The organism is Novosphingobium sp. (assembly GCF_031417815.1).
Lineage (GTDB): Bacteria > Pseudomonadota > Alphaproteobacteria > Sphingomonadales > Sphingomonadaceae > Novosphingobium.
Genome location: NZ_JANOWI010000049.1, coordinates 1 through 13,518 on the forward strand (window position 1 = coordinate 1; position 13,518 = coordinate 13,518).

A 13,518-nucleotide genomic window follows, 5' to 3' on the forward strand; every position below is an offset into this window, starting at 1 on the left:
TAAGGTACCCTGAGGGTGGTCGGGCCGGGGGAGCGGGCCGGTGTTGACTGCAGAAGAGAGCTCTAGCCGCGCGCGCCGAACAAGGCCGACCCGACGCGGACGTGGGTGGCGCCCATCATCACCGCCACTTCGAAATCGCCCGACATGCCCATCGAGCGCCCGGCGAGGCCGTGATCGGCGGCCAGCTTGTCAAGCAAGGCAAAGAACGGCGCGGCCTCGATCCCCGCTGGCGGCACGCACATCAGGCCGATCACCGGCAACGCCGCATCGCGCGCCTGCGCCAGCAGCGCGGGCAGTTCGGCAATCGCGCAGCCGCCTTTCTGCTCCTCGGCACCGATATTGACCTGGACGAAGCACGGCACCTGCCTGGCGGCCTTGTCCATCGCCTTGGCCAGCGCGGTGACCAGGCTGGGCCGGTCGAGCGCGTGGATGCAATCAAACAGCGCGGCGGCTTCATCGGCCTTGTTCGATTGCAGCTGGCCGATCAGGTGCAGTTCAAGGCCGGGATGCCGTTCACGCAGCGCGGGCCATTTGTCCGCCGCTTCCTGCACGCGGTTTTCGCCGAACGTGCGTTGGCCCGCCAGGATCAGCGGGGCGATGGCCTCGGCCGGATGGGTCTTGCTGACCGCGATCAGCGTCACCTCTTCGGTTTTGCGCTGGGCCACTTTGGCCGCATGGGCGATGCGGGCGTGGACATCGGCGAGCAGGACGGCTGGATCGGTCATGGCGCGGTGCTATAGCCAAGTGGTGCCGCGTTTGAAGCCCCTGCCTGCAATCTGGCTGTTCAGCGATGCCCGCAATGCTGCCGGGCTTGGTGCAGCGTTGCGCCGCCTGCCGCGCGGGAGCGGGTTGGTATTCCGCCATTATCACCTGAACGAGCGCGAAAGACGCGCCGAATTCGTGCGTTTGGCGCGGTTGGCGCGGGCCTGCGGCCACGTGGTGGCGCTGGCCGGCAGCAAGGCCCTGGCCCGCCGCTGGGGTGCGAATCTGGCCTATGGTCCGCGCGGTGATCTCGTCCCGGTCCATTCGCTGCGCGAGATTGGCCGGGCCGGGCAGGCACAGGCCGTAGTGCTGTCTCCGGTCTATCTGACCCGCTCGCACCCCGGCGCGGTCAGCTTGGGTCCGTTGAAATTCCGCATGCTGGCGGCGCGAGCCAAGGCGCCCGTGATTGCGCTTGGCGGAATGAACGCAGCCACCGCGCTGCGGCTCAAATGGCGGCACTGGGGTGGGATCGATGCCTTTTTGCGGCAAACCGAATCCTTGGAATCCTAAGGATTCTTGACGGCGAGTCATGGCAAGGCGCATAACGCCTGACCAGACCAGGGGAGCAACAGGCACATGGCCACACGACCGACTTCGGCCAGCCATCGCGGCGCGCGCGTCAATTGGCGTGCGGCGATGAAGCGCGCCGCGCGGCGCAGCGCCGAAATCGGCGGTGCGGCGGCGCTGCTGGGGGCGATGGTGTTCCTTGCTCTCGCGCTGGTATCCTATCACCAGACCGATCCTTCGGCTTCGACTGCCGCAGGCGGTCCGGTGCTGAACTGGATGGGCGGGGCCGGGGCCTGGGTGGCCGAACGCGCGCTGTTTCTGTTCGGCTGGATTTCGGTGCTGTTCCTGCCGCTGCTTTATGTCTTCGCGCGCAAGCTGTGGCGCTTCGTCGAAGAAGAAGACCTCGATCTGCCGCATGCCGACCATGCCTGGTGGCGCCCGATCGGGCTGCTGCTGTTCGCCATGGCGCTGATCGCCAGCACGATCGCACTCGCCATTCCCAGGGGCGGCGATGCCTATCCGGCAGGCTGGGGCGGTGTTGCCGGGCTGCTTGGCGCTGGCGCGGTGCATTGGCTGGCCGCTTTCGCTGGCGAAGGTTTCGCCTGGGTCGTCACGGTGCTGGCGGGCCTGGTGATGCTGGCTGCCGGGGCATGGATCGCGGGCCGGGTGTTTGCGATCGACTGGGCCAGCCTGATCACCCTGCCGGGCTTTCTGCGCCGCGCGCCGCGGACCGACCTCAGCGACGGCGATTTCATTTCCACCGCCGCGCCGCGCGCCAGAAAAGACCATGGCCAGCCGGTTCAGCCGCTTGCCGCTGCGCGCCGGGCCCCTGAAATCACCGATCCGGCCCGGGCCGCGCGGCCCGCGCAGCCCGGCGCCACCGCCGTGCGCCAGCGCGATCTGTTCGATGCCTATCGGCTCCCCTCGCTTGATCTGCTGCGCGATCCGCCGCCCGCCTCGCAGCAAAAGATCGACAAGCTGGCGCTGGAGCGCAACGCCCGCCTGCTCGAAACCGTGCTCGACGATTTCAACGTCAAGGGCACGATCGATGCGGTGCGCACCGGCCCGGTGGTGACGATGTACGAGCTGGAACCCGCGCCCGGCACCAAGGCCAGCCGGGTGATCGGCCTGGCCGAAGATATCGCCCGCAACATGAGCGCGATTTCGGCGCGCATCTCGTCGATCCCCGGGCGCACGGTGATGGGGATCGAACTGCCCAATGCCGATCGCCAGACGGTCAGCTTCAAGGAACTGGTCGCCTGCGAAAAGTTCGCCAATTCGAAGGCCCAGTTGCCGATCATTCTGGGCAAGGATATCGCCGGCGAACCGATCGTCGCCGATCTGGCGACCATGCCGCACTTGCTGGTGGCGGGCACCACCGGCTCGGGCAAGTCGGTCGGGCTCAACTGCATCCTCTTGTCGCTGCTCTATCGGCTGACCCCGGCGCAATGCCGGCTGATTCTGGTCGATCCCAAGGTGCTCGAACTCAAGAGCTACGACGATATCCCGCACTTGCTCTCGCCGGTTGTCACCGAACCTGCCAAGGCGGTGCGCGCGCTGAAATGGGCGGTCGAGGAAATGGAGCGGCGCTATCGCCAGATGAGCGAGCTTTCGGTGCGCAACATCACCGGTTTCAATGAAAAGGTCACCGGGGCGATCGCCAGGGGCAAGCCATTGGGCCGCCGGGTCCAGATCGGCTTCGATCCCGAAACCGGCGGGGAATTGTTCGAGGAAACCCAGCTCGATTACCAGGTGCTGCCGCAGATCGTGGTGATCGTCGATGAACTGGCCGATCTGATGGTCACCGTGGGCAAGGAAGTCGAAGTGCTGATCCAGCGGCTGGCGCAGAAAAGCCGCGCGGCGGGCATCCACCTGATCATGGCCACCCAGCGCCCCTCAGTCGACGTGATTACGGGCGTGATCAAGGCTAACCTGCCGACCCGGATTTCGTTCGCGGTGACCAGCAAGATCGACAGCCGCACGATCCTGGGCGAACAGGGCGCCGAACAGCTGCTGGGTAAGGGCGACATGCTCTACAAACCCGCCAGCGACGCGATCAAACGCGTCCACGGCCCGTTCGTTTCGGACGAGGAAGTCGAACAGATCGCCGATTTCTGGCGCGCCCAAGGCACGCCAGAATACGTCGATAGCGTGACCGAAGAGCCCGAAGACGGAAGTTTCGGCTTCGATGATCTGGATGCCACCGCATCGGACAGCCCGGACGAACGCAAGTATCGTCAAGCTTGCCAGATCGTGTTCGAAAGCCAGAAGGCCAGCGCCTCGTGGCTCCAGCGCCAACTTGGCGTGGGCTACAACACCGCCGCCAAATGGGTCGAGCGGATGGAGGGCGATGGCTTCGTCGGCCCGGCCAACCATGTTGGCCGGCGGGATATCTACCGCGACAAGGACGGCAGCCCGCTTTAGCGCCAGTCTTGCCCCTTGCGCGCTTCGTTCATCATGTGTGTGCTGGCTGCGTCAAAAGCCGCGAAATTCGGCGACAAAGAATTCCGTGCTGTTTGCAGCAAAGATCATGTTGGCATCTGGCATGCTGTGCCATTCGGCCTTCCAAAACCTGAAATCGCCGCGGGTGATTTTGATCCGACGAACCAGCATTCCCATGGCCGGATCACAGCCTGTCGCAAAGTCGTAAGCTTGCCTTAGTGCAAGCTGGAATCGCGCGATGGTGGTCGGCGTCATCTTGAGCAATTCAACCTTCAATTTAAGATCGGGGACCATTTCAAGGATGAGCCGCAATGTGTTGGCTTCGCCCCAGTTAGGCCCGCTGTCAGCTTCGTCCTTAAACATTGGCCGGCATTCCTTTTAACGAGATCGCCCAACACGCTTACTTCGGTTATTCGCCCCCCAATGCTCTGCGAATCGCTTGATAGCCGAAAAACAGACGACCTTCAATAGCATGTCACCGATATGACGCATGGAGGTGGTGAATACTGGCTTCCAGATGCGCGATGAAGTGTCTTATACGTGCGCTATGAGGCACGCAAGGTAGTTGCGTATTGCGCTTCAACCGCTTAATGTCGACCTTTCACGCGCCACGCGAATGTGCGGCATGTCGAAATTTGGAGGCCATCGAACCTATGGGAGCCAGACTATGAGCACCAAAGTTAACCCCAAAAAGACCTTACGTTCTGCTGGGCGAACAAATGGTCCAGACATCGCAATTGACGAGTTGGATGCAACCGCTAGCGCTCGGATAAACCTCATCCTCCCTGGAATGCAAAACGCAACCTTGAACGCGTTGGTCGCCCAAACTGGTTTGCCACGAACTGAAATCGTCAGGCACGCGATTGCTTTGCTTGGGGTTGCAATGAAGGGGCGAAGCAAGGGTTTGGAGCTTGCCATGGTTGATGCGCGTGACAATGTCGTTTCGCATATAGCGTCAGCACTTTAGCGCTGTACTTCGCGCTTGGCACCTAGCCGCACCAACAAATCCGCCCGGCCCGGCAATTCCGTAAGGATCCAGCGGGTCAGGCGTTCGTAGTGCTGGATGAAGCGCGCGATTTCGGGCGGGTCCATGGCGCGCGGTGCGGCGGCGGTGCGCAAGACTTGCTCCTGCTCCTCGCGCCACTTGGCCACCACGTCCCAGCCCGGCGCGGCGAGCAGGATCAGCAGGTCGATCCGGCCAAACAGGTCCTGATAGGCACCGGCCAGGGCGGCGTTGGCATAGCCGCGCCAGATCGCCTCGCGATCCTCAGCGGCTTCCAGTGCGTTGATCGGTTCGATCAGCGCAACTTGGCCCTGCGGCCTGGCCCCAACGCACCAGCCTTCCAGCAGCAGCACCTGCGTACCGCGCGGCGCGCAGGTCCAGTCAGCTTCATCCGCGCGATCATCGCGGCCCTTGTCGAAGCGCGGTAGCTTCGCCGGTTCGCCGCGATCGAGCGCCGCAATCGTGGCCATGCCGAGCGCCACATCATGCGTGCCGGGGACGCCGCGCGTAGCCAGCAGCGGGTGGACATCGCGCGCCAGCTGCGCCCGCTCGGCCCGCCTCAGGTAAAGATCATCGAGCGATAGCGCGGCGCAGGCTGTTCCTTGCTGGTTCAATCTGGCCGCCAGCGCCGCGACCAGCGTCGACTTGCCGCTCCCTTGCGCCCCGCAGATACCGACCACGAGCAGGCCCGTATGCTGCGCCGCCGCAGCGGTGATCCGGCGGCAGAGCAGGTCAAGCAGGTGCGGGTCGGGTCCGGCCATGTGGGCGATCCTAGCGCAGGGCCGCGCCCCTGCACATGGCCTGCACCGAAAAGGCTTGGCCCGCTCAACGCCTGCCCCATCCGTGCTGCTTGGCCGCCAATGCAAGACCGCAAGGTCAACAGGGAGGACAGACGTGATGCAAATGCTGGCCACGCGGCGCTGGGATGGCTCGCTGCTGCTCAAGATCGCTCTTGCGGCGGGCCTGGTGGCGCTGGGCGATACAGTGTTCTGGCGCTGGGAGCAGGTCGGCGGGGTGCAGGGGCTGTTCGGCCTGGGTCTATGCCTTGCGCTGCTGGCCGGGCGACCGGCAGTGCGGCGCGATAGGCGCGCGCTGGTGGCGCTTGGCGCGGCCGTGCTGTTCGCCTGCGCGCTGGTCTGGAACCCCGGCGCGCTCGCCTTCGTGCTGTTCTGGATCGCGATCGGGATGGCCACGCTGCTGCCCGCAACCGCCCGGTTCGATGATGGCTGGCGCTGGTTCCAGCGGCTCTGGGCGCATGGTTTCAAAGCGCTGTTCGGCCCGCTGATCGACCTGACGGTCCTCGGCAAGGTCCGCCGCAAACGACCGACGGGGCAAATGGGCCTGCGCCGGGTGATCCCGCTGCTGGCCTTGCCGCTGGCGGGCGGGGCGCTGTTTGTCACGCTGTTTGCCCAGGCCAACCCGGTGATCGCGGCGCTGCTGGCCGCGCTGAGCCTGCCCGCCTTCGATTGGGACCTGCTGCCGCGGATGATCACCTGGGGGGTGTTCGCGCTGTTTGCCTGGGGTGTGCTGCGCCCGCGCCCGCCGCGCCGCCTGCTCGGTACGCTGGATGCCACCGGCGATGTCACGCTGCCGGGCTTCTCGCTGGCCTCGATCACGCTTTCGCTGGCGGTGTTCAACGCGCTGTTTGCGGTGCAGAACCTGATGGATATGGCCTATCTTTCGGGCGCCGCCGCGCTGCCGCAAGGGATCACGCTGGCCGACTATGCCCACCGCGGCGCCTATCCGCTGGTTGCCACCGCGCTGCTCGCCGCGCTGTTCGTGTTGGTTAGCTCGCGCCCCGGTTCGAGCACCGCTGCCAGCCCGCTGGTGCGCTGGCTGGTCGCCGTCTGGATCGCGCAGAACGTGGTGCTGGTGTTCAGCGCGGCCTGGCGCACCTGGGACTATGTTCAGGCCTATTCGCTGACGACCTTGCGGATCTCCGCGCTGCTGTGGATGGCCTTGGTGGCGGTGGGACTGGTCTTGGTGCTGGTGCGGATGCTGCACGCCAAGCCGCTGAGCTGGCTGATCAATGCCAACCTGGCCAGTGCAGGTTTGCTGCTCAGCGTGGTCAGCTTCGTCGATCTCGGCGCAGTCTCGGCCAGCTGGAACGTGCGCCATGCCCGCGAAATCGATGGCGACGGCGCGCAACTGGACCTGTGCTATCTGCAACGGCTTGGCCCGGCAGCATTGCCTGCACTGGACCACCTGGCACAGCACCAGCCGTCATGGCCAGCCGTGTCCGGACTGCGCGCGCAGGCTCAGGCGCGCAGCGAAAGCGATATCAAGTACCACTGGTGGACGCTTGCAGGCCAGCTGCGCCTCGGCCGCTCGCTTGCGCTTGGCAAGGCCACCTATCCCGATACCTTTGGAGTAGGTTGCAATGCAAATGATCTGCGCGATTGACCTTGCCCCCACTTCGGCGACAATGGCCGCGATGACCCGCACCGTGCTCCTCGTCGATGATGATCCGCATATCCGCGAAGTGCTGGCCTTTGCGTTCGACAAGGCCGGGTTCGCGGTGCGCACGGCGGGTGACGGCGAAGAAGCGCTGAGCGACGCCGCGCGCCATGCCCCCGATCTGGTGGTGCTGGATATCAACATGCCGCGGATGGACGGGCTGGAAGTTTGCCGCCGCCTGCGCAGCCAGGGCGATGTGCCGGTGCTGTTCCTGTCCAGCCGCGACGATGAATTTGACCGGGTCTTGGGGATCGAGCTGGGTGCCGACGATTATGTGGTGAAGCCGTTTTCCCCGCGCGAAGTTGTGGCGCGGGCCAATGCGATCCTGCGCCGCTCCGGCCGCGCCGATGCCGCCCCCGCGGCCGGAGCGGCGGGCACAGTCGAAAAAGGCCTGCTCAGCCTCGACATCGAGGGCTGGGTGGCGCGCTGGCAGGGGGACGAAGTGGCGTTGACCGTTAGCGAGTTCAACCTGGTCCGTGCGCTGGCCGGGGCACCGGGGCGCATCCTCAGCCGCGACCAGCTGATCGACCAGCTCCACGGCCCCGGCTTTGCCATCACCGATCGCACGATCGACAGCCACATCCGCAACATCCGCCGCAAGTTCGGCGAGGTCGGCGCGCACGATGTGATCGAAACCCGCGCCGGGGTCGGCTACCGGCTGGGCCCTTGCAGCGGTGGTTCGGGCACCGGGGGCGCCAAATCCGGCGGCTGATTGCCAGCATGCGGCGCACCGCGCGGCGGGTCTGGCCGGTCCCGCGGCTGCGCTGGTTGCTGCTGGCGGTGCTGGTCTTCGCCGCGGCCTTGCCGGGCCTCGCGGCGCTGAGCCTGCGGGTCTACGAAAACGCACTGGTGCGCCGCACCGAGGCCGAGGTTTCGGCGCAGGCCGCCGCACTTGGCGCAGCCACCGCGCTGCTTTGGCCGGGCGCGCCGCCCGCTGCCGCGCCGCCGGCCAATGCGGTGATCCCGCGCGAGGAGGGGCGGCTCGACCCCTACGCCGCCGCGTTCGCCACCGGGATCGACTTGCGCTCTACCCCGATCCTGCCCGAACGTCCGCGCGCGGCCCGCGCCGCGCTGCTGCCTGATCCCGCCGCGCTTGAAGCGGCGCGGCGGATCGCCCCGGCGCTGGCTGAGACCAAGAACTCGACCTTGGCCTCGATCGTCTTGCTAGACCGTGAAGGAACCATGGTGTCCGGCCCGCAGGTTGGCTTTTCGCTGGGCCGGCTGACCGAGGTCAAAGCGGCGCTGGCCGGCGGCTCGCAAACCGTGATGCGCTATAACTCCAGCTACCGGCGCGGCTGGCTGCTCCACTGGCTCAGCCCGGCGACTGATATCCGCCTGCACCATGCCCGCGCGATTACTGTGGGCGGGCAAGTGGTCGGCGTGGTGCTGGTCTCGCGTTCGCCCAGCGCCCTTTTCCGGGGGATGTGGGAGGACTGGGGCAAGATCGCCTCTGGCGTAATCGTGATTTTCGGCCTGCTGCTGGGTATCGCCGCGGTGCTGGCCCGCGCTATCGTCGTGCCGGTCGAACGCCTGTCCGCCGCCACCCGCGCGCTGGCGCAGGGCCGCAGCGCCAGCCTGCGTCCGCCGACGCTGGAAGTACGTGAGATCCGCAGCCTCAATGCCGATTTCGCGGCGATGGCCGATGCGATCAACCGACGCAGCCGGTACCTGCGCGATTTCGCCGCCAGCCTCAGCCACGAATTCAAGACGCCGCTGGCCGGCATTCGCGGCGGGATCGAACTGCTGCAAGACCACGGCGCGACGATGAGCGACGCGGAACGCGCCAAATTCCTCTCCAACATCGAAGGCGATGCCGACCGCCTTGCGCGCCTCGTCAGCCGCCTGATGGAACTCGCCCAGGCTGACATGGGGGCCGACATGGCCCGCGCCGGTGATCAATCCCGCGCCGCCCTTCCCGCCGTGCTTGCCCGCCTGACCAGCGCCCACTCCACCGCGCATTTCGCGGTTACGGCCACGATCGAGCCCGACTATCCCGCGCTCGCCATCGAGGAAGAAGCGCTCGAGACCGTGCTCGCCACGCTGATCGAGAACGCCCGCCAAGCGGGTGCCTCCGCGCTGGCCATCACCACCGGTCACCGCGGCCGTTTTGCCTCAATCGCGTTGACGGATAATGGCCCCGGCGTGCCCGAGGCTGACCGGGTGAAGGTGTTTGACCCGTTCTTCACCTCACGCCGCGAAGACGGCGGCACCGGGCTCGGCCTGCCGATCGCACGGGCGCTGGCTGAAGGGCGCGGGGGATCGCTGGAGCTTGGCGAGACTGGCGCCGGGGCGTGTTTTGTGCTGACCTTGCCGGTGGCAGGCTAGCCGATTGGGGAGAGGAACATCATGGCGTTGCAAGAAGCCGGATCTGCACTGCGCTGGCAAGTAGGCGACGTTGCCATTACCCGCATCGTCGAGATGCCGATGCGGGTGAAAGTCGGTGAGGACGCGGCCTTCCTGCCCGTGGCCACAGTGGAGGCATTGCGCCGTCACCCCTGGCTCTATCCCGATTTTGTGTCCGAGGCTGACGAACTGCTGCTGTCGATCCATGCGCTGCTGGTCGAAGCGCCGGGGCTGCGGCTGGTGGTCGATACCTGTATCGGCAATGACAAGCCGCGCGGCTTTCTTGGCGGCAATTCGCTGTCTACGCCGTTCCTGGACAACCTGGCCGCGGCCGGGTGGCAGCGCGAAAGTGTCGATATGGTGGTCTGCACCCACATGCATGTCGATCATGTCGGCTGGAATACCATGCTCGACGGGGACAACTGGGTGCCCACGTTCCCCAATGCCCGTTATCTGTTTGCCCAGGCCGAATTCGATCACTGGATGGCCTTTGACGAGGACAATCAGCGCCAGATCATGGCGGATTCGGTACAACCGATCATTGATGCCGGGCTGGCGCAATTTGTCGCGCTCGATCACCGGCTGTCAGACGAAGTGCGGCTTATCCCCACCACCGGGCATACCCCGGGCCATGTCAGCGTGATGATCGAATCGCAGGGCCAGCGCGCGGTAATCACCGGCGATATGTCGCACCATCCCTGCCAGTTGCCCTATCCCGATTGGTCGCCCAATTTCGATACCGATCAGGCCGCTTCAGCCCGGACCCGCTGGCAGCGCTTCGGGGAATGGGCAGACGGCGAATTTCTGGTGATCGGCACGCACTATGCTGCGCCCACTGCGGGCAGAATCCGGCGCGAAGGCGCAGCCTTCCGGTTTGAGCTTTAACTCCCCACCGGATAACCGCGCCAGCGCTTGATCCGCCGGATCGCAAAGGCAGAGCGCATCGCGGAGACGCCGGGCAGCGCGGCGAGACAATCGCGGTGGATGTGGTCGTACTGTTCGAGGTCCTTGGCCGCCACGCGCAGCAGGTAATCGGCCTGTCCGGCCATCAGGTGGCAATCGAGGATCTCGTCAAAATCGGCCACCGCGCGCTCGAACCGCTCCATCGCCTCGCGGCTCTGGCTGGTCAGCGTGATCTCGACGAAGGCCTGCAGCTTGAGGCCGAGCGCGTGGGGATCGATCTGCGCAGCATAGCCGGTGATCACGCCGCTTGCCTCCAGCACCTTGATCCGCCGGTGGCAGGCTGAAGCCGATACGCCCGCCAGCTCGGCGAGGTCAGCGATCGAGCGCGACGAATCCTTCTGGAGCGCTTCGAGTATCAGCACATCATTACGGTCCACGGCAAATAATCCCGATACTGGTAGATAATCCGGGAAATATCACCGCAGAGACGCGATGCATAGGTAAAGATTGGTGAAACATTCGCCGCGCTCGCGCGTATTCTCTACGCCAGAACAAGGAGCACTCCATGCGCGTTGGTACCGTCAAGGAAATCAAGAACCACGAATACCGCGTGGGCCTGGCCCCGGAAAGCGTGCGCGAGCTGGTCAGCCACGGGCACGAAGTCTGGGTCGAAACCGGCGCCGGGCTCGGCATCGGCGCCGATGACAAGGCCTATGCCGCGGCCGGCGCGGTGATCAAGTCCGATGCCAAGAGCATTTTCGACGGCTGCGAAATGGTGGTCAAGGTCAAGGAACCGCAGGCCGGCGAGCGCGCAATGCTGCGCGAGGGCCAGGTGCTCTATACCTATCTGCATCTGGCCCCCGATCCTGAACAGACCGCCGATCTGGTCAAGTCGGGCGTCACCGCGATCGCCTATGAAACCGTGACTGGCCCGGGCGGCTCGCTGCCGCTGCTCAAGCCGATGAGCCAGGTGGCAGGCCGCATGTCGATCCAGGCCGGGGCCACCGCGCTCGAAAAGGCGCACGGCGGGCGCGGGGTGCTGCTGGGCGGGGTTCCGGGCGTGTTGCCGGGCCGGGTGCTGGTGATCGGCGGCGGCGTGGTCGGCTTCAACGCGGCGCAGATGGCGGTCGGCCTTGGCGCCGATACCACCATTCTTGATCGCGATCCCGAAGTGCTTGAACGGCTCGGGATCCACTTCGAAAGCCGCGCCAAGACGCGCTTTTCCAACCGCGCCAATATCGAACAGATGATCTGCGAGGCCGATCTGGTGATCGGCGCGGTGCTGATCCCGGGCGCCGCCGCACCCAAGCTGGTGACCAGGGACATGCTGGGCTGCATGAAGCCCGGCGCGGTGCTGGTCGATGTCGCGATCGATCAGGGCGGCTGCTTTGAAACCAGCCACGCCACCACCCACGCCGATCCGACCTATTTGGTCGATGGCATCGTCCACTACTGCGTCGCCAACATGCCCGGCGCGGTGGCGCGGACCAGCACCTATGCGCTCAACAACGTCACCCTGCCGCATGCGCTGCGGATTGCGGACCTTGGCTGGCAGGCCGCGCTGAAGGCCAATCCGTATCTGGCCGCCGGGCTCAACGTATCGGGCGGCAAGGTGACCTACGAAGCCGTCGCCGGCGAGCTGGGGTATGATTACACGCCGGTGGCCGAGCTGCTGGGATAGCAAGGACGACCTTTCGGCCCGGGCTGGGAAGTTGACACAGTTGACACTGAGTCCGCTTCTTCCAACAAGCCCTGGCAGTCGCTTTTCCGGGTTTGGTTGGCACGATTCGGGCATTCTGGACGAGCGTTGAAAATAAAAAGCCCGGTCCCTGCGCGCGGTTCGCTCACCCGTGAGATTCGCGGCGGCGCAGCGGGGGGAGAGCAAAAAGGGGCTGAAACCGGTCATGGCCCCGCAATGTCGCAGAGCGGCGCGAAGTAGGAAAACGCTTCTTTCGGCTGAAGGTTCGCGGGTCAGGACGAATTGAAGGAGAATCGTGCTCCCCCGCCCGCTTGCGGGAGGGGGCTGGGGGGTGGGTGATGCCGGTGCCGACTGGCCCACCCCTGACCCCTCCCGCAAGCGGGAGGGGGACTAGGCTTCATCCCCGAATGGCCGAAACGGCGCGGTCACATCGTCGCGCACGCGTGCCAGCCGGCCCGATGCGCGTTCGAGCATCGCCCAGGTGGTGTTCGCGCTGACAATAACCTTGCCCGCCGCATTGCGGAAATCGACCCGCCGGTCGAACCGCGCGCCGGTTGGAGCCGAGGGGATGAAAGTGGTCGCTTCCACGCTCTCGCCAAGCCCCACATTGCCGCGGTAGTCGATCGCGTGGCGGGTCACGACCCAGAAGTACTGCGCCTGATGCACGGGTGAGGCGGCGCTTTCCCAGTGGGCAACGGCGATCTGCTGGATCCAGTCGACCCAGACGGTGTTGTTGACGTGACCAAGCTCGTCGATGTGCGAGGGGGATGCGGTGAAGGTCAAGCTGTGGCGGTTGGTCATGGCCAAGGCGTAACCACTTCAGCGGCGCTGCGCCAGTTCGCCAAGCAGCGCCGCGATCCGGCGGCGAATCTGGTCAAGCGCCTCAGGATAGTGCTGGTTGACCGACGGTGTATCGCGCCAGTCGCGCAGGTCCTTCCCGCTGGCATCGAACGGCAGCGGATCAAAGAATATCACCTTGTCGGCCCAGGCGATGTCAGCCTTGGTCAAGCGGTGCAAGCGATCCCGGCGGACATCGATGCCATCGCGCACCAAGGCAGCGGCAACGTCTGCGCTCGCGCCTTCTTCGGGCTCGATCCCGCGTGATTTGACCTGCACAGCGATCCCGTGCGCCTTGGCGCTACTGCGCATAAGCTCGCGGGCAATCGGGCTTTTTACGGTCCCATGCAGGCACACGAACAGAATCCGCGGTGCCCGTTTCCCCGGTGCCCGGGCCGCGACAAGCAGTGCTGCGGACGAAAGTATTACGGCTCGGCGGGAAAACCCCGCGCTTGTGCTCTTACGCATAGCGCCTCCGGCAAATCAGCGCGCAGCATTGGGCGATTGGCCTCACCGGGAGCTGCTACAGCCCGGAGCCCAGAGGATAGTTGGCCCGGTTCCTCAA

General features: G+C 65.5%; 14 protein-coding genes. 8 read left to right on the top strand and 6 right to left on the bottom strand.

All coding sequences use genetic code 11. The annotated features are described in order from the left end of the window. Positions 1–62 precede the first annotated feature (62 nt). Complete coding sequence (locus tag RMN99_RS12905) at positions 63–725, bottom strand: YggS family pyridoxal phosphate-dependent enzyme (protein WP_309623728.1); 663 nt, start codon at positions 723–725, stop codon at positions 63–65. On the opposite strand from RMN99_RS12905, the gene RMN99_RS12910 reads away from it, so the two are divergent. Then, entirely contained in the window at positions 724–1,272 is a 549-nt protein-coding gene (locus RMN99_RS12910) for a thiamine phosphate synthase (protein WP_309623729.1), read from the top strand. The genes RMN99_RS12905 and RMN99_RS12910 overlap by 2 nt on opposite strands. A 66-nt stretch (positions 1,273–1,338) precedes the next feature. After that, positions 1,339–3,693, top strand: a complete 2,355-nt coding sequence (locus RMN99_RS12915) for a DNA translocase FtsK 4TM domain-containing protein (RefSeq protein WP_309623730.1) — start codon at positions 1,339–1,341, stop codon at positions 3,691–3,693. 51 nt (positions 3,694–3,744) lie between these two features. On the opposite strand, the gene RMN99_RS12920 is transcribed toward RMN99_RS12915, so the two are convergent. Beyond that, complete coding sequence (locus RMN99_RS12920; RefSeq protein WP_309623731.1) at positions 3,745–4,074, bottom strand: hypothetical protein; 330 nt, start codon at positions 4,072–4,074, stop codon at positions 3,745–3,747. Between the two features lie 304 nt (positions 4,075–4,378). Here RMN99_RS12920 and RMN99_RS12925 point away from each other — a divergent pair, with 304 nt between their 5' ends. Beyond that, the gene (locus RMN99_RS12925; RefSeq protein WP_309623732.1) at positions 4,379–4,678 is read left to right on the top strand and encodes a hypothetical protein; all 300 of its coding nucleotides are present in this window, start codon (positions 4,379–4,381) and stop codon (positions 4,676–4,678) included. On the opposite strand, the gene RMN99_RS12930 is transcribed toward RMN99_RS12925, so the two are convergent. Beyond that, a complete protein-coding gene (locus RMN99_RS12930; protein ID WP_309623733.1) occupies positions 4,675–5,475 on the bottom strand; it encodes a kinase in 801 nt (266 codons plus the stop codon). The genes RMN99_RS12925 and RMN99_RS12930 overlap by 4 nt on opposite strands. A 136-nt stretch (positions 5,476–5,611) precedes the next feature. On the opposite strand from RMN99_RS12930, the gene RMN99_RS12935 reads away from it, so the two are divergent. From RMN99_RS12935 to RMN99_RS12950, 4 genes are read left to right on the top strand one after another with little or no spacing between them, the layout of a single operon-like run. Continuing rightward, positions 5,612–7,117, top strand: coding sequence for a DUF4173 domain-containing protein (locus tag RMN99_RS12935; RefSeq protein ID WP_309623734.1), 1,506 nt, complete (start codon positions 5,612–5,614; stop codon positions 7,115–7,117). Next, on the top strand, positions 7,095–7,883 hold the full coding sequence (locus RMN99_RS12940) for a response regulator transcription factor (protein ID WP_309623735.1): 789 nt from the start codon (positions 7,095–7,097) through the stop codon (positions 7,881–7,883). The genes RMN99_RS12935 and RMN99_RS12940 overlap by 23 nt, the downstream gene beginning before the upstream one ends. Positions 7,884–7,891: 8 nt before the next feature. Next, positions 7,892–9,496 (top strand): HAMP domain-containing sensor histidine kinase, encoded by a 1,605-nt coding sequence (locus RMN99_RS12945; protein ID WP_309623736.1) that lies wholly within the window; start codon positions 7,892–7,894, stop codon positions 9,494–9,496. Positions 9,497–9,517: 21 nt separating this feature from the next. Next, complete coding sequence (locus RMN99_RS12950) at positions 9,518–10,399, top strand: MBL fold metallo-hydrolase (protein ID WP_309623737.1); 882 nt, start codon at positions 9,518–9,520, stop codon at positions 10,397–10,399. Here the strand turns inward: RMN99_RS12950 and RMN99_RS12955 are convergent. Beyond that, positions 10,396–10,854, bottom strand: a complete 459-nt coding sequence (locus tag RMN99_RS12955; protein WP_309623738.1) for an Lrp/AsnC family transcriptional regulator — start codon at positions 10,852–10,854, stop codon at positions 10,396–10,398. The genes RMN99_RS12950 and RMN99_RS12955 overlap by 4 nt on opposite strands. 128 nt (positions 10,855–10,982) lie before the next feature. Between RMN99_RS12955 and ald the strand changes: the two genes are divergently transcribed. Continuing rightward, positions 10,983–12,098 (top strand): alanine dehydrogenase, encoded by a 1,116-nt coding sequence (gene ald, locus RMN99_RS12960; RefSeq protein WP_309623739.1) that lies wholly within the window; start codon positions 10,983–10,985, stop codon positions 12,096–12,098. A 408-nt stretch (positions 12,099–12,506) separates the two neighbouring features. Here ald and RMN99_RS12965 read toward each other — a convergent pair whose 3' ends face one another. After that, positions 12,507–12,917 (bottom strand): acyl-CoA thioesterase, encoded by a 411-nt coding sequence (locus RMN99_RS12965; protein WP_309623740.1) that lies wholly within the window; start codon positions 12,915–12,917, stop codon positions 12,507–12,509. Between the two features lie 18 nt (positions 12,918–12,935). After that, complete coding sequence (locus RMN99_RS12970) at positions 12,936–13,421, bottom strand: hypothetical protein (protein ID WP_309623741.1); 486 nt, start codon at positions 13,419–13,421, stop codon at positions 12,936–12,938. Positions 13,422–13,518: the final 97 nt, after the last annotated feature.